The following is a 17,544-nucleotide window of genomic DNA, read 5'->3' as shown; positions in this document are numbered from 1 at the left end:
ATGACAAATCACATTGTACTGTTTCAACCACAAATACCAGGAAATACGGGGAGTATTGCAAGAACCTGTGCTGGAACTTATACACATTTACATTTAATAAAACCTTTAGGCTTTAGTACTGATGATAAAATGTTAAAACGTGCAGGGTTAGATTATTGGGAAACAGTGAATATTACTTATCATGAAAGTATCGAAGCGTTTTTTGAAGCAACAGAAGGAACATACTATTTATTAACTAAATTTGGTAAAAAGACATATTCAGATTTTGATTTTAGAGATGTTGAGCACGATCATTATTTTATTTTTGGCCGAGAAACAACTGGTTTACCGGATTGGGTAAAGGATCAATATGCGGATACAGCTTTACGCATACCAATGAATGATAATATTAGATCATTGAATTTATCTAATACAGCATCATTGTTGATTTACGAAGCATTGAGACAACAGAATTTCCCAGAGTTACATTAATAATTTTCAAAATAAGTGAAAATGACGCTAAAGCTTTGTATAATTAAGCTAAGTCATGAATGTTAGTCTAATAAATCATAAACAATTCATATAGAGTAAATGGTTTAGGGCTAAACTAACAAGGGTAATAATAAAAATAATGCTAGAACGGTTCTTAATAGAAGAAGAGGAGTGTAATGACTATGGCAATGAACTTTAAAATTTTTGAAAATGAGCAAGTTGTAGCTGAATATGCTGCAGATATTTTAAGAAAACAATTTAATAACAACCCTACAACGATTGCTGGTGTACACCTTTCAAGTGAAAATGCACCTGTATTGGATGAATTAAAGAAAAATGTAGATAAACACGCAGTAGATTTTAGTCAAATTAATATTTTGGATTATGATAATAATAAATCATATTTTGAAGCACTAGGTGTTCCAAGTGGTCAAATATATAACGTTTCATTTGGTGAGGACACAGAGTCTTTCATTAACGATAAGATTAAAACAAAAGAAAATAAAGGTAAATTGATTACACAAGTACTTTCTATTGATACAAATGGGAAATTGAATGTAAGTGTGAATCAAGGCTTATTTTCATCACGTGAAGTAATTCTTGTTATTACTGGTAGCGATAAAAAAGAAGTTGTGCATAAACTTTATGAAGAAAATGGTAAAACAAGCTTTGAGCCATCTGATTTGAAAGCACACCGTATGGTTAATGTTATATTAGATGAAGCGGCTGCTGAAGGATTACCAGAAGATGTGAGACATTATTTCACAGCACGTTTTGCATAATAAAAATGTGAGGTGATTGAATTGACTAAAAATCAAAATTTCGATTCTAATGACACAACAGAGCCACAAAATGAAATGGTTGACGATTTTAGTGATGTTGTAGAATTAGGCAAAGAAATGGAACAAATTTCAGAAGAAAATGACGAAGATAAGTTAGATAAATCGCATGATTCTGAAGTACGTTCAGATTTAAAAGAATAGATAATTGAATCGATGAATCCTTTGTAAAATTTGAATTTTACAAAGGTTTTTTTTATATTAGAGTAGTTGGTTTAACAATGATAAAAAGCAATGCCAAGTGAAATATGAATGTGTTATTATTAAATCATTATATATTTAAGGAGATTTATACAAATGTTAAGGAAATACTGGAAATACATAATGATAAGTGCAGTTATTATAAATTTTATTTCAATCAAAGGCTTCCCAATGGCAATAGGCGCATTATATTTACCAATATTATTTAAAATCATAAAACTACAAGTTAATCTGTCCCGAGGACTAGTTGATCAAGTAAATGCATCGACTTTCGTCAAAGGGAACCAAACGGGTATTATTATAAGCGTTTTATGTTGTATTGTTATTACGATTTTGCTATTTAAACCATTGGGAGATTTCTACAATGGATTAGATGGTATTCTAGGATTATTAATTACAATGAGTCCGGTCACTATGATTATTGGTGCCATATTATTGATATTAACTGCAATTGGAATTATACAAGCGGCTAAAGCACAATTTAAAACCGTTGATATTACCAAAGAGAAATAAGTTCATAGCTTTTCAAAGAATCTCATAGCAATGAGGTTCTTTTTTTATGAATATTCCCTAAAATAGTGTATGTTTACAAGATGAATCAATAATTTATGAAAACGCTATATAATACAATTGCCCCTATAAAATAAATAATGCTATACTAATAGCGAACAATGATTAATGAAGGGGAGAATTATACAATGTCAGTTAGAATTGAACATGATACATTCGGTGAAATTGAAGTACCAGCAGATAAATACTGGGGTGCTCAAACAGAAAGAAGTAAACGTAATTTTCCAGTAGGTAAAGAACGAATGCCGATTGAAGTAGTATATGGTTTTGCACAATTAAAAAGAGGTGCTGCCTTAGCAAATCATGAACTAGGCAAATTATCTGATGCGAAGAAAGATGCCATTGTTTATGCATGTGATCGTATATTAAACAAAGAATTAGATGAACATTTCCCATTAGTTGTATGGCAAACAGGTAGCGGTACACAAAGTAATATGAACGTGAATGAAGTAGTAAGCTTTGTTGCCAACACATATTTGAAAGAACAAGGCAGTGATGAAACGATACATCCTAATGATGATGTGAATAAATCACAAAGTTCAAATGATACGTTCCCAACAGCAATGCATGTTGCTTTATATAATGAAGTGGAAACAAAACTTGAACCAGCATTAAAAGCTTTAAGAGATACCTTTAAACAAAAAGAAACGGCGTTTAACGATATTATTAAAATAGGTCGTACGCACTTACAAGATGCAACTCCAATTCGCTTAGGGCAAGAAATCAGCGGATGGCGTTACATGTTAGATAGATGTGAAACATTATTGGGTGAATCTAAAGCACATATTTTAAATTTAGCTATTGGTGGTACTGCAGTAGGTACAGGAATTAATGCACATCCTGAATTTGGTGATAAGGTTGCTAAATTCATCGCAGAAAATACAGGTTATCCATTTGTATCTTCTGAAAATAAATTCCACGCTTTAACTGCACATGACGAAGTTGTACAATTACATGGTTCATTAAAAGCACTTGCTACAGATTTAATGAAAATTGCGAATGATGTAAGATGGTTAGCATCTGGTCCACGTGCGGGTCTAGCTGAATTGTCTATTCCGGAAAATGAACCAGGTTCATCAATCATGCCAGGTAAAGTTAATCCGACACAATGTGAAATGTTAACTATGGTAGCTGTACAAGTGATGGGTAATGATACAGCAGTAGGTATCGGAAGCTCACAGGGTAATTTTGAATTAAATGTATATAAACCAGTTATTTTATTAAATACATTACAATCTATTTACTTATTAGCTGATGGTATGGATACATTTAATAATAATTGTGCAGTTGGTATTGAACCAATTCCTGAAAATATTGATAATTATTTAAATCAATCTCTCATGTTAGTAACAGCTTTAAATCCTCATATTGGATATGAAAAAGCAGCAAGTATTGCTAAAAAAGCACACCGTGAGGGTCTAACATTGAAAGAATCAGCAATTCAATCAGGCTATGTAACGGAAGAACAATTCGAGCAATGGATTAAACCAGAGGACATGGTTGAACCAAAATAAGACAAGATTAACCAGAACAGCCAATACTTTGAGTAGTGTTGGCTGTTTTTTATGTACGCTTTCCGCGGGCACTGCCTTAGCCTGTAGACTTCGGCTAATACTATTCCCACAGGAGTCGGCATAAATCACTGCCAATATTAAAAAATTAGAATATATGTAAATTAAACAGGGGTAGTGTTTATTATGTAGAACAAATCATTTGGTAAAAGAAATATAAAATATTATTTAGTATTAAATCAATAAGACAAACAATTAAAGAAATAGAAACAAACTAGGTTACGTTGCTATTTACTATATAACTTTTAGATAAAGTTTTTCATTTCAGGATTTATATTAAAAGCTATATAAATAGAAATAAACAAACCCTTCGCATTAATTTACGAAGGGCTTGTCAACGTTCTAAAACCGGCACTTTTTAAGTAGTGTTGGCTTTTCTTATGACTTAAATTTCATCATCTAAACTGACGGAAATGTGTTTTTGTGTTAATGGATGCACGAATTCAATTTTATAACTGTTTAATTCAAGTTGTCTTAAAGTCGAATTACCGTAAATTGGATCACCAATTACAGGGTGTCCAATCTCAGCTAAATGTACACGAATCTGATGTGTTCTACCAGTATCTAATTTCAAGTCTAGCTCACATACATCTTCTTTAATCATTTTAGAATTAAGAATATGTGTGATTGCCGTTTGACCAGTAGGTGATACGCGACGTTTATTAGCATGGAACTTATCTTTGCCAATTGGCATGTCTAGTGTTTGTGGTTTAATTGGTAGTAAACTATGCACATGCGCTTTGTATATACGGTCAATATTATTTTCTTCAAGCATACGATCTAATATCTTTTTCATTAATGGATTTTTCGCAACGATAAGTAGTCCTACTGTTTCTTGATCTAATCTATGGATAGGCTCTACATAATCACTTTTAACCGTATAAATGACATGATTCATTAATGTATTACTTTCTTTTAAATCATTTGGATGCGTCTTTACACCTTTAGGTTTCATGACAATGGCTATGTCGTCATCTTCATAATAAATTTGTGCAAAACGATAACTAGGTAGATAATTACTTGTTTCTTCAGGCGTGGGAACATATACAACATCACCTGTATTCACCTTAGTCATCAGTGTTGCAGTTTCATCATTGATTGTGATTGTTTTAGACATATTTAGATTATGCAAATCTTTTTTTGGTAAATGCAATTGTTGGAAAATTTCTCTTAGCGTTAATTGATTATATTTAATAGGGATTTCAAATTTCATAATATCCTCCTCGATAGTCATTTATAATCATACCATAAACAGGTGCATAAAAATATTAGACAAATGTATCAATGTTTTAACATAGTCTATTATTTTTTATCTATGGAAAATTAAAATTCAATATTTTTAAAAGTGTAATGAAGAAGGTATAATATACATAAAGTAGTAAAAGAATGGATTGGTAATATGGAAAAACCGACAAGATTGGCATTGTTAAAAGAAATTGCAGAATTTTTAAATGAAGAAACAGAAACATATAATATGATGCATGGTGCTTTGAAATATTTAATTGAAGGTACTGCATTCACGACAGGTTGGATTTTCTTTATAGACGATGCTAGTCAACCTGAGCTCGTGTCACATGTAGATTTACCTGGTGCATTGTCTAAAGATAATTGTAAATATATGTGTGAAGGTACATGTTGGTGTGTTCAAGCATATCAGAATAAAAGACTGACGAAGGCTTCCAATATTATCAATTGCTCTCGCATTAACTTGGCAAATCGAGCTTATCATGAAGAGACAGAAGGAATCACACATCATGCAACCGTTCCATTGCGCTCAGGTGACGAACAGTTCGGATTACTAAATGTAGCGTCGCCAAATCAGACAAGTTATAGTGAAGAAGATTTGGAATTGTTAGAATCAGTAGCTTTTCAAATTGGATCGGCTATCAAACGTATTATTTTAACAGATCAAGAAAAAGAAGCGGCGCGCATCAATGAACGAAATCGATTAGCACGTGACTTACATGATTCCGTGAATCAATTATTATTTTCGGTGAAATTAACTGCACATGCAGCACAAGGCATTACGAATGAAACAGTTTCGAAAAATGCATTTAATTTAATTGAAAATACCAGTCAACAAGCTGTAAATGAAATGCGCTCATTAATATGGCAACTCAAACCAGTAGGACTAGAACATGGTATTGTTCATGCCTTAAAAAAATATAGCGAGATTTTACAAATAGAATTGTCCGTTCAAGTTGAAGGATTAATCAATCTACCAAGTGTGATTGAAGAAAATATATATCGAATTATTCAAGAAGCAATGAATAATACAAAAAAACATGCAAATACAAATACAACTTACCTAATACTAGCTCAAAATGCCACTTCATTAATTGTAGATATAATAGACCATGGTAGTGGATTTGATTTAGGACAGTCACAACTTAAAGATTCACATGGTATTAATAATATGAAACAGCGTAGTAAAATGATTAATGGTCATATGGATATAAAATCAGATAAAGAGCAAGGAACTCATATTAATATAACGGTACCGTTGTAAGATAAGAAGGGGATGAAAATATGCATCGTATCATACTTGTAGATGATCACCATATCGTAAGACAAGGGTTAGAGTTTCTGCTATCGACTGTAGAAGATTTAGAAGTGATAGGTGGATTCTCAGATGGCAAATCATTTTTAGAATTCTTAACAAATAGTGATGTATTGCCAAATATAGTATTACTTGATTTAGTTATGCCTGAAATGAATGGTATTGAAATTACAGAAATTTTAAAGCAAAAATATCCGGCTATTAAAATATTAGTCTTAACGAGTTATGTAGATGATGAACATGTTATATCAGCGATAGATAAAGGTGCAGATGGATATGAAATGAAAGATGTTGAACCTGAACAACTTATTCATACGATTAAGCGAGTCTTAGCAGGAGACAAAATGATACATCCACAAGCACAACAGGTTATAGAAACTGTAAGTCAAAAACCACATTTCACAAATAAATTATCCAAGAGAGAATCAGAAGTATTAACGGAAATGGCTAAAGGAAAAACTAATAAAGAAATCGCAGAGACATTGTTTGTTTCAGAAAAAACAATAAAAACCCACGTGAGCCATATTTTCAGTAAATTACAAGTCACAGATCGTACACAAGCAGCTATTTATGCTATGCAAAATAATCTATTATAAATATAACGCATAATCATATAATAAAATTCCAGTAGAAAAAAACGCCTTTTGTTTAAGTTATTACTTTTAAATATATATAAATACTATATAATAACAGTAATAAACAAAAAGGGGATGTTGCTATGAAGACGAAACATTTGTCAGTAAAAATCGTTGTAGCATTAGTATTGGGGATAGCAATTGGTTCTATTTTTAACATGTTTTCAGATTCACTGTTCGTAGAAAACATAGATAAATATGTCTTTAATGTTATTGGACAAATTTTTCTAAATTTAATCTTTATGTTAGTAGTACCAGTTGTATTTGTTTCTATCGTTTTAGGTGTAGTAGGGGTTGGCGATCCAAAATTATTGGGTGGTATTGGGCTAAAGACCATAACGTTTTTCTTAACCACAACTGCAATTGCAATTATTATTGGTATAACGTTAGCTACTATATTACAACCAGGTTCAGGAAAATCTGAATTATTAAAAAGTGATGATGTATCTAGTTATAAACAGACTTTGAATAAAGAAAATAGTGCACAAGATTCACCAGCAAAACAAACTTTTGATCAGACGTTAATTAATTTATTTCCGAAAAATCCATTGCAGGCTATGGCAACCGAAAATATGCTACAAATAATCACTTTTGCAATCTTCATTGGTGTAGGTATTATCATGGTTGGTGCGAAAGCACAGTTGATTCACAAATTTTTAGATCAAACAAATGAAGTACTCATGTATATTGTAACGATGATTATGAGCGTTTTTGCACCAATTGGTACATTTGGACTGGTTGCACATGCATTTACTGGCGCAGGATTTGGAGCCATTCAACAACTAGGCATGTATTTCTTTATTGTCTTACTCGCATTAGCGATACATTTCTTTGTAGTTTATGGAGCTGCAATAAAATTTATTGCAAAATCGAGTCCTTTAAAATTCTTCAAAGAGTTTATTCCTGCAATTACTTTAGGTTTTAGTGCGTCAAGTTCGACTGCGACGTTACCTGTTTCATTAGAATGCACCAAAAAAATGGGGGTTAAAAGAGAAATTGCGTCATTTGTACAACCGTTAGGGGCAACGATTAACATGGACGGCACAGCAATTATGCAAGGTGTTGCAACCATATTTATTGCGCAAATTTCAGGAGTCACTTTAACTTTTGGCCAAATAGTCACAGTGGTTGTTATTGCCGTAGTAGCATCTATTGGAACAGCTGGTGTTCCAGGCGTTGGATTAATTATGCTTGCTATGGTATTGAATGCAGTAGGTTTGGACCCAGCAGCAATTGGTATCATTTTGGGCATTGATAGATTGCTCGATATGACGAGAACCTCTGTGAATATAACGGGTGATGCTGCCTGTGCATTGATAATTTCTAAATCTGAGGACAAAAAATTAGCAACTATAAATTCCAAGAATTAAAAAGTGATAAAATAGAATATTAATAATAGACACTCTGTATGGTAGGAATGAATAAATACCATACAGAGTGTTTTTTAATGAATGTGCTGAGTAAAATTAAATGTGAATTGTTGTGGTTTATTGTTAAATCACTTTCTTTTTCAGTAAATACATAGCCGCCCCTACCAATATGCCCATAATAATGGCGTTGAATATACTAGCAAAGAGACTATCTGATATACTAAAAATTAATAATGAAAGTAATAACATGGCAATTAAACAAATAAAAATAATTCAAAACTTTTTCATCGTTTAACCTCACTTAAATCAATTTTATTAAAATTACTATCTCTATCGAATGCTTTCATATAACTCCACAAATTTTTTCGCTTCTGCGCGTTGAACTTGGTCGAAAATCCATGTTTCTCCATCATTATCCATTATGGTAATTCTAAATGGTGAAAATGAAAGACCAGTCTTTAAACTTTGAATATCAGTAAATAAAAATGTTTCTTTAACATTTGCAACTTGAATTGGTTCGATGGATTTAAAAACAATACGGTCATCTAATAAAATGAGGTGTCCTGGAATTGTTTGCAACTGAAAAAATTTTAATGAGGCATTTACCGCTAATACCGGATGATTAATATCAATTTTCATAAATATGACTCCAATCTAAATGTAATTTAAATTATTAAAATAACTAAAATATTGATTGGAACATTATTAGTTTTAAGTATAACATTTTATGAACAATAGTGAATTAAGATAATAAGAATCCCTCTGTTCATGAAGAACAAAGGGACATTACATTTACATGAAATCTGCAAAATGGTCTCTATAACGAGTATGCACAATAGCACCAATAATGAACAAAACAGTAACGAGGATCAGATTATAAACTGTTAAATGCCAATGTTCTATAAAATACCATTGATGATGTAGTACTGCTGCTCTGTAACCTTCTGCTAAAAAGTAAATTGGATTTAGTTTCATGACTGTTACGACAATTTCATTTTTAGGTTCATATAAGATTGAGGATACAAAGAATATGATACGCATCAAGGATTGCATGATCATCTGTGTATCTCGAATTAATACACCAAGTGTCGAAGTTAGAATTGAAATAACAGTGGTTAAAATCAGTGCATATGGCACGTAAATTAATAATTGTAATGAATACATAGATGGGTGATAACCACCAAAAAAACATAAAATTAATACAATCAGTAATAATCCAAGATGACCATAGAATCTACTGAATACAATATAACTAGGAATGATTGAAAGTGGGAATTTCATTTTAGCAACTTGATTGTATTTTGAAACAATAGCCTTTGTTCCTTCGAGTACACCTTGGTTAACGAAGAACCACATACTAATTCCAACAATCAACCAGTATATAAATGGAATGCCATCATGTGTCGCATTGTTACGCAATCCCAAACCAAAGACGAACCAATATACAGCAATTTGCATGGCAGGGTTGATGATTTCCCATGCTACGCCTAAATAATTATTGTGATTAGAAATGCGAAGTTGAAAATCTGCTAGTCTTTTAATTAAATATAAGTTGTTTAATTGCTCTTTAAACACAAACCAAATTGAATTCATTTGAACATATCACTCTTTCATATACTTTATTTCTATATATCAGTGAAAAATATTATACATTATTTTTTTTATGTAAGTAAATTTTCTTAGTCAATTAATGTTCTTGAATATTTTTATATTAGCACTAAAACGAACCTCCATAATTGCAGTGTGGAGGTTCGCTGTAATTCATTATTTGCACGGTAGTTCTTTAAGTGAATTTTAATATCATCATAAACTATATGTTCATCGGGGTTTTCCCTTTAAAATTAACAGTCTGATAAGCGATTTTAACATCTTTATCTGTAGGTGGTTCTACATCAGTTAACTGGTAGGTTATATTCATTGCTTCCCATTTGTGAACACCGAGTTGATGGTATGGTAAAATTTCAAATCGTTCAACATTGTCTAATGTATTGATAAATTTTCCAAGCTCAATTAAATCAGAAGAGTTATCTGTGTAACCAGGAACGAGTACATGTCTTATCCATACTGGTTGCTTTAATTCCGACAATTTTTGAGCAACGTTTAAAATATGAGTATTAGGCTTTCCAGTTAGTGAAATATGTTGTTCATTATTAATATGTTTAATATCTAATAGCAATAGATCAGTATATTTCAATAATTCAGTGAAATGTCTATTAAATGCAACAGTGTCATTTGCACAACCTGCAGAGGTATCAATACACGTATGAATGCCATGTGCTTTCAATGATTTGAAAAGTGCCGTTAAGAAGGGCATTTGTAATAAAGGTTCCCCGCCACTTACCGTAACACCACCACCTGATGCCTCGAAGTAGGGTTTATACGATAATATCTCTTCAACCATTTCATCAACAGTAACTTCTCGGGAAGGTGTGTTTATTTGCCACGTGTCAGGATTATGGCAATATAAACACCTTAATAAGCATCCTTGAGTAAATAATATATATCTAAGTCCTGGTCCATCAACAGTGCCCATACTTTCAATGGAATGTAAGTGTCCTTTAAGCATTTTAGTACCCCTTATCCAACGTTATTACATTTTTTCGTGGAATGTACGAGAAATAACGTCGAGTTGTTGTTCACGCGTTAATTTAATAAAGTTAACAGCATATCCAGATACACGAATTGTTAATTGTGGATATTCTTCTGGGTGTTCCATGGCATCTAATAATGTCTCTCTATTGAAGACATTAATATTTAAATGATGTCCATGTTGCATTGCGTATCCATCTAACATACTTGTTAAGTTTTTATTTTGTTCTTCTGGAATTTTGCCTAATGATTTTGGAACGATACTAAATGTATTTGAAATACCATCTTTACAACAATCATATGGTAATTTTGCTACTGAACTTAGAGATGATAGGGCACCATTTTGATCACGACCATGCATTGGGTTAGCACCTGGTGCAAATGGTTCGCCAGCTTTACGTCCGTCTGGTGTATTACCAGTCTTTTTACCATATACTACATTAGAAGTTATTGTTAGCACACTCATTGTATGTTCAGAGTTGCGGTATGTTTTATGACTTCTTAATTTAGTCATAAAGCGTTCTACTAAATCAATGGCAATTTCATCTACACGTTGGTCATTATTTCCATATTTAGGGAAGTCTCCTTCGATTTCAAAATCAACTACGAGTCCATTTTCATCACGGATTGGTTTAACTTGTGCATGCTTAATCGCTGATAACGAGTCTGCAGCCACTGAAAGACCAGCAATACCTGTTGCCATTGTGCGAATGATATTCGTGTCGTGTAACGCCATTTCAATACGTTCGTAGCTGTATTTATCATGCATATAATGAATCACATTTAATGCATTAATATATACACCAGCTAACCAGTCCATCATCTTATCGAATTTTTCAAACACTTCTTCATAATTTAAAATGTCACTTTGAATTGATTCATATGCAGGTCCAATTTGTGCACCTGATTTTTCATCTTTACCACCGTTAATAGCGTAAAGCAAAGTTTTTGCTAAATTTGCACGTGCTCCGAAGAATTGCATTTGTTTACCAATTTTCATTGCAGATACACAACAAGCAATGCCATAATCGTCTCCATAAGATTCACGCATTAAATCGTCATTTTCATATTGAATTGAGCTTGTTTTGATACTCATTTTTGCACAGTATGTTTTAAAATGTGTTGGCAATTGAACTGACCATAGCACAGTTAAGTTTGGTTCTGGTGCAGGGCCTAAGTTGTCTAATGAGTGTAAGAAACGGAAGGAGTTTTTCGTAACTAATGGTCTGCCATCAATACCTACGCCACCAATAGATTCTGTTACCCAAGTAGGATCACCTGAGAATAATTCGTTATAATCAGGTGTACGTGCAAATTTAACAATTCTTAATTTCATGATGAAATGGTCAATAATTTCTTGAACTTCACTTTCAGTTATAGTGCCATTATTTAAATCACGTTCAGCATAAATATCTAGGAATGTTGAAGTACGACCTAAACTCATTGCTGCACCATTTTGTTCTTTAATTGCTGCTAAGTAAGCTAAATATAACCATTGAACAGCTTCTTTGAAATTCGTTGCTGGACGTCCAAGGTCAAAGCCATACTTATGTCCTAATTCCTTAAGTTCTTTTAACGCGCGATATTGTTCAGAGAGTTCTTCACGCAAACGAATAACATCTTCCGACATTTCTGTGGACATAGTATTGAAGTCATGCATTTTTGATTCCATTAAAAAGTCAATGCCATAAAGTGCGACACGACGGTAGTCTCCGATGATACGACCACGGCCATAGGCATCTGGTAAACCAGTAATAATTCCGGCCTTTCTACAGTTAAGCATTTCTTTTGAATAGGCATCAAATACACCTTGGTTATGCGTTTTACGATAGTCAGTAAATATTTTTTCTGTTTCGGCGTCTAACTCATAACCGTATGCTTCACAAGCGGCTTTTGCCATGCGAATACCGCCAAAAGGTTGCATAGAACGTTTAAAAGGTTTTTCTGTTTGAACACCGACAATTGTTTCTAAATCTTCGTTTAAATATCCAGCATCATGTGAAGTAATAGTAGAAGCAATTTTGGTATCCATATCCCACATACCGCCACGTTCACGCTCTTCTTTAGACAATGTCATGACTTGTTCCCAAAGTTTCGTTGTTGCTTCAGTAGGACCTTCTAAAAATTGATCATCGCCTTCATAGAGTGAATAGTTTAACTGAATAAATTCACGTACATCTACCTGACGATTCCATCGTCCATTTTTAAATCCATGCCATGCAGTTGCTTTTTCATTAGTTTTTTCTAGCATAATGTTGCCTCCATTCATATTGTTAATCTTTTCACAAATATTGTAACATTTGTCTTGTTATATTTTTCACAAACTTTGTGAACGTTTTTTCACTGTTCTGTGACTGAATTGAAAAACTGTATGGAAAATGAATACAGTTGCATTAAAGGGGAGAGCTGTTATATAACAGAATGTGAATCGCTTGGGCATAAAAAACTTTGTGTTTAGAACTACCTCTATAAAATGAACTTTTAAAATTGCGTTATAATGTTAAACATAAAGTAATTGAAATTCAGACGGTTTTAGTTGAATGTGTAGAGGATTTTAAATTTGTATAGGGGATACAGTATTACAAAAGGATGATTTATAGAAAAAACTTTTAATAAATAAGATCATTTCCTATGCGTAATAGCGAAAAATAAGCTATAATAATAAATAGTGTTCTTATCTTAAAAGAGTAATAAGTAATTCGGATGAAGCACTTTTTTAAAACTTACTGTGGTTAAAAACAAGCTAGTTTTGTTTTAAAATTAAATATATGATATAAGATTGATTATTTTGATAATTGCGCCAATGATAATTAACAATGAAAATTTCATTTCACTCTTTTATTTTACTAAAAAATGTAATATGATGTAATTTGTGTTTCAAGAAGCGTGTATTATTGCAATTTCTTGTGTCCGGATAAAATATTTCTTTATGAAAGGTAGATTAAGTAATGGATAGACAGAGTTTTACAGATTTAATTCAAACAAAATTTAAAATGGTTCGTATTGAAGCAGGTTATACGCAAGATACGATGGCCCAAACTATTGGTCTTTCAAAAAAGACATTAGTACAAATAGAAAAAGAGAGAGTACTACCTAACTGGACAACATGTGTGTCAATTTGTGCATTATTCAGAGATTCTGATGTATTAAATAGTACGTTTGGTTGTGACCCATTAGAAATGGTACAAACAATTTCACGTAATCATTGTGCATACCCAAATCATTCTACGACAAGTGATATCTATTGGAACACAGTAGATAGTCGTAATGGATTTACATTACAAAGCAATAAGGTAAGCGACATTTATCGTGTATTGAATCAAGAGACACAACCAATTTTTGGAACTTCTAAGCTTAGAGAAGCTGAAACGTATTTTGGAAGAATTTCTAAAGAAGAGTTAATGCACGTATAATATTAATTCGGATTGTGATAGGAGAATCATTATTTATATAGATTTTGAAAGAGTTCATTTCCAGATATATATGAATGATTTAATCACTATATTTTAAAAGATCTAAACACTGTTTTAGGTCTTTTTTTGTATTTGAATATCTAACTATTCTCTAATTTTAAACAATGCGAAATTGTGTATTATAAGTGTTATATGATACAGAAATGGTTATAATAGAATAGTCATTTGAAATGAACTAAAGTAATCAAAGGAGTAACTGATATGCATGCATTTTTAATAATTGTCTTTATGATGGTGATTGGTGCAATCATTGGTGGAGTGACTAATGTGATAGCCGTTAGAATGCTTTTTCATCCCTTCAAGACTTACTATATATTTAATAAACGTGTTCCATTTACACCTGGCTTAATTCCTAAAAGAAGGAAAGAAGTTGCAGATAAAATTGGGCAAGTTGTTGAAGAACATTTACTTACCGAAAGTGTCATTCATTCAAAATTAAATGCAACTTCGTCAAGAGAGGCAATTGAAGATTTAGTTTTAAAACAAATCCAAAAGTTAAAACATGAAAATACGACTTTGCAGTATTTAGCAAACAAAGCAGATATCGATTTAACGGAAATAGTAAACACTAAGGCAGATGCATTAATTTCTTCAAAATTGGATGCATTTTATGTAGACAATAAAGAAAAAGCCGTCAATGAAATTATACCAAGTACGATAGAAAAAGATTTAGATGAAAAAGTTGATGCGGTACCTGAGTTGTTATTTGAGCGTGCACGTGTGTACTTGAAATCTCAAAAAGGTGCTACAGATATAGCATCCATGTTAGATACGTTCTTTAACGAAAGAGGTAAAATTGTAGGCTTGTTACAAATGTTTATGACAAAAGAAAGCATCGCAGACCGTATTCAACATGAACTTATTCGTTTAACGGACCATCCTAAAGCGAAAGACATTGCTACTCAAATCATTCAAAGTGAATACGAAACGATGAAATCTAAACAATTAAGTGAAGTTATAAATGAACAGCAATTTGATTCGCTTAAGCATTCAATTTGTGAATTAGCAATAGGTTATATTGATATTGAACATAATGCGCACAAACCGCTAAATACGATTATGCCAAGTTTTATTAATTTTCTAGAAGGAAAGCTGTCTAAAAAAATAACGGATATGGTTATTAGTAATGCATCTAAACATGTTTCACCAATCATGAAGCGGATTAATTTACGTGAAATGGTAGAAGCACAAATTAATACATTTGATCTGGCATATATTGAAAAATTAATTATTGATATAGCTAATAAAGAATTAAAATTAATTATGCTTTTAGGATTTTTATTAGGTGGTATTATCGGTTTATTACAAGGTGTGATTGCAATTTTTGTATAACATATTAAATTATGTTATTGTAGTAGCGATGTGGTTTTCACACATATACAAAAAAGGAGTGAAGCATAGTGGCAGTAAATTTATACGATCATGCAAATCAATTAGAGCAAGCATTAAGAGAAAGTGATGAATATCAAGCAATTCAAAATGCTTATGCAAAAGTTAAAGAAAATAAAGAGTCAAAAGATTTATTTGACGAATTCCGTGAAACACAATTAAACTTCCAACAAAAGCAAATGCAAGGTGAAGAAATCGGTGAAGAAGAGCTACAAAAAGCACAAGAACAAGCTCAAAAAATCGAAAATGATTCAAATATTTCTGAATTAATGGCTGCTGAACAAAATATGAGCCAAGTATTCCAAGAAATTAACCAAATCATTGTTAAACCTTTAGATGAAATTTACGCTGACTAATAACTTAGTTTTCGTAAATAAACTTTAGATTATTTTAATAAAATGCCGACAGAGTCTTAGTGCTTTGTCGGCATTTTTATTTTTCATTCACTAGTGATTAGATTAAATTTAATATACATAGCTAAAACATTTTTAAGCATTTTAACAATGGCAGTATTCTATGAGATGCAGGCTTTGTTTTATCGACTGTATTGTGGTCTATGTGGTAAAATATAGAGATATAAGGTATTGACATGCATACAATTTATCGTTGTATTCAAGAAACAATTCTATGATGAATTGTGTTTGTTGCATTATCATAAATAAACCTTTCAAAAAAGGAGAACTATACTGTATGGTGAAATTTATACATTGTGCTGACTTACATTTAGATAGTCCTTTTAAATCTAGAAGTTATTTAAGTCGGTCTATTTTAGAAGATATGCAAAAAAGTGCTTATGAGAGCTTTAAAAAAATAGTTGATTTAGCATTAAAAGAAGAGATAGATTTTATGATTATTTCTGGTGACTTATTTGATCAGGAGAATCGCACATTGCGCGCGGAAGTTTTTTTAAAAGAACAATTTGAACGTTTAGAACGTGAACAAATTTTTGTTTATTTATGTCATGGCAATCATGACCCACTTTCAGCAAGAATAGGTACAGTTTGGCCAGACAATGTTTCAGTTTTCGCAGAAAATGTAGAAACCTACCAAACCATAACTAAAAATGGTGAAGAAATTTACCTACATGGATTCAGTTATCAAAATGATGCGAGTTATGAAAATAAACTCGATGCATATCCTTCAAGCCAAGGACAAAAAGGTATACATATCGGTATTTTACATGGAACATATAGTAAGACAAATGCGAAAGATCGATATACTGAATTTAGATTAGAGGATTTAAACAACAAATTGTATCATTATTGGGCATTAGGACATATTCATGAACGCCAACAATTAAGTGATATGCCACAGATACACTATGCGGGAAATATACAAGGTCGTCATTTCAAAGAATTAGGTGAGAAGGGCTGTTTATTGGTTGAGGGAGATGATCTGAAGCTCAACACACAGTTTGTACCTACACAATTTATCCGTTTTGAAAAAGCAACGCTAGAAACGGATAAGACGACAAAACAGGGTTTATTTGATGATATTCAAGCATTTAAGGCACAAGTAAGACCACAAGGTAAAGCTATTTACCAATTAAAAGTGGAGGTAAATTCAGATCAAAACATATCAGATCATGATAAGTTACAAGTACATGAAATGATTAGTGACTATGAAGAAAATGAACATAACTTTGTGTTTATAGAAGACTTGGTTATAAGTAATAAATTTGAAGAGTCTAATACTTTAGTCAAAGAATTTTCAACAGAGCTTATTGAAGATACAACAGTTTATGATCAAGCAATGAATGATTTGTATTTAAATCCCAAAGCATCCAAATATCTAGAAAATTATAATGATTTTGACAGAAAAGAATTAATAGAACGTGCAGAAGCATTGTTGAAATCAGATATGAGGGGGGAGTAAA

17 protein-coding genes are annotated in these 17,544 nt (G+C 32.0%); 12 read left to right on the top strand and 5 right to left on the bottom strand.

Features of this window, described 5'->3' with window-relative positions:
• From trmL to fumC, 5 genes are all read left to right on the top strand, one after another.
• Positions 1-471 carry a tRNA (uridine(34)/cytosine(34)/5-carboxymethylaminomethyluridine(34)-2'-O)-methyltransferase TrmL gene (gene trmL / locus BJS11_RS01515; protein WP_069994997.1) on the top strand — a complete coding sequence of 157 codons (471 nt, stop codon included), beginning with the start codon at positions 1-3 and terminating at the stop codon, positions 469-471.
• 182 nt (positions 472-653) lie between these two features.
• Positions 654-1,253 (top strand): sugar phosphate isomerase family, encoded by a 600-nt coding sequence (locus tag BJS11_RS01510; RefSeq protein WP_069994998.1) that lies wholly within the window; start codon positions 654-656, stop codon positions 1,251-1,253.
• 21 nt (positions 1,254-1,274) lie between these two features.
• Complete coding sequence (locus BJS11_RS01505) at positions 1,275-1,454, top strand: SAS053 family DNA gyrase inhibitor (protein ID WP_069994999.1); 180 nt, start codon at positions 1,275-1,277, stop codon at positions 1,452-1,454.
• Positions 1,455-1,607: 153 nt separating this feature from the next.
• Positions 1,608-2,024 (top strand): hypothetical protein, encoded by a 417-nt coding sequence (locus BJS11_RS01500; protein WP_069995000.1) that lies wholly within the window; start codon positions 1,608-1,610, stop codon positions 2,022-2,024.
• Positions 2,025-2,209: 185 nt separating this feature from the next.
• Positions 2,210-3,595, top strand: a complete 1,386-nt coding sequence (gene fumC, locus BJS11_RS01495) for a class II fumarate hydratase (protein WP_069995001.1) — start codon at positions 2,210-2,212, stop codon at positions 3,593-3,595.
• 442 nt (positions 3,596-4,037) lie between these two features.
• Here fumC and BJS11_RS01490 read toward each other — a convergent pair whose 3' ends face one another.
• Entirely contained in the window at positions 4,038-4,865 is an 828-nt protein-coding gene (locus BJS11_RS01490; protein WP_069995002.1) for an RluA family pseudouridine synthase, read from the bottom strand.
• Positions 4,866-5,051: 186 nt separating this feature from the next.
• On the opposite strand from BJS11_RS01490, the gene BJS11_RS01485 reads away from it, so the two are divergent.
• From BJS11_RS01485 to BJS11_RS01475, 3 genes are all read left to right on the top strand, one after another.
• Positions 5,052-6,161 (top strand): GAF domain-containing sensor histidine kinase, encoded by a 1,110-nt coding sequence (locus BJS11_RS01485; RefSeq protein ID WP_069995003.1) that lies wholly within the window; start codon positions 5,052-5,054, stop codon positions 6,159-6,161.
• Between the two features lie 20 nt (positions 6,162-6,181).
• On the top strand, positions 6,182-6,808 hold the full coding sequence (locus BJS11_RS01480; protein WP_069995004.1) for a response regulator: 627 nt from the start codon (positions 6,182-6,184) through the stop codon (positions 6,806-6,808).
• Between the two features lie 122 nt (positions 6,809-6,930).
• Positions 6,931-8,217 carry a dicarboxylate/amino acid:cation symporter gene (locus BJS11_RS01475; protein WP_069995005.1) on the top strand — a complete coding sequence of 429 codons (1,287 nt, stop codon included), beginning with the start codon at positions 6,931-6,933 and terminating at the stop codon, positions 8,215-8,217.
• A 330-nt stretch (positions 8,218-8,547) separates the two neighbouring features.
• Here the strand turns inward: BJS11_RS01475 and BJS11_RS01470 are convergent, their stop codons facing one another.
• The 4 genes from BJS11_RS01470 to pflB form a co-directional block, all read right to left on the bottom strand.
• The gene (locus tag BJS11_RS01470; protein WP_069995006.1) at positions 8,548-8,856 is read right to left on the bottom strand and encodes a hypothetical protein; all 309 of its coding nucleotides are present in this window, start codon (positions 8,854-8,856) and stop codon (positions 8,548-8,550) included.
• 153 nt (positions 8,857-9,009) lie between these two features.
• A complete protein-coding gene (locus BJS11_RS01465) occupies positions 9,010-9,810 on the bottom strand; it encodes an ABC transporter permease (RefSeq protein ID WP_069995007.1) in 801 nt (266 codons plus the stop codon).
• A 217-nt stretch (positions 9,811-10,027) separates the two neighbouring features.
• Complete coding sequence (pflA, locus tag BJS11_RS01460) at positions 10,028-10,783, bottom strand: pyruvate formate-lyase-activating protein (RefSeq protein WP_069995008.1); 756 nt, start codon at positions 10,781-10,783, stop codon at positions 10,028-10,030.
• Between the two features lie 24 nt (positions 10,784-10,807).
• Positions 10,808-13,057: a formate C-acetyltransferase gene (pflB, locus tag BJS11_RS01455; protein ID WP_069995009.1), complete on the bottom strand. Its 2,250-nt coding sequence runs from the start codon at positions 13,055-13,057 to the stop codon at positions 10,808-10,810.
• A 697-nt stretch (positions 13,058-13,754) separates the two neighbouring features.
• On the opposite strand from pflB, the gene xdrA reads away from it, so the two are divergent.
• From xdrA to BJS11_RS01435, 4 genes are all read left to right on the top strand, one after another.
• Positions 13,755-14,219 carry an XRE family transcriptional regulator XdrA gene (gene xdrA, locus BJS11_RS01450; protein ID WP_069995010.1) on the top strand — a complete coding sequence of 155 codons (465 nt, stop codon included), beginning with the start codon at positions 13,755-13,757 and terminating at the stop codon, positions 14,217-14,219.
• 261 nt (positions 14,220-14,480) lie between these two features.
• Positions 14,481-15,611, top strand: coding sequence for a DUF445 domain-containing protein (locus BJS11_RS01445; protein ID WP_069995011.1), 1,131 nt, complete (start codon positions 14,481-14,483; stop codon positions 15,609-15,611).
• A gap of 68 nt (positions 15,612-15,679) precedes the next feature.
• A complete protein-coding gene (locus BJS11_RS01440; RefSeq protein ID WP_069995012.1) occupies positions 15,680-16,024 on the top strand; it encodes a YlbF/YmcA family competence regulator in 345 nt (114 codons plus the stop codon).
• Between the two features lie 334 nt (positions 16,025-16,358).
• Complete coding sequence (locus BJS11_RS01435) at positions 16,359-17,543, top strand: metallophosphoesterase family protein (RefSeq protein ID WP_069995013.1); 1,185 nt, start codon at positions 16,359-16,361, stop codon at positions 17,541-17,543.
• The last annotated feature ends 1 nt before the right edge of the window (position 17,544 follow it).

Source organism: Staphylococcus caeli, assembly GCF_900097965.1.
GTDB classification, from domain to species: domain Bacteria; phylum Bacillota; class Bacilli; order Staphylococcales; family Staphylococcaceae; genus Staphylococcus; species Staphylococcus caeli.
The sequence above is the reverse complement of the archived record's forward strand: the minus strand, read 5'-3'. Positions and strand labels throughout refer to the sequence as shown.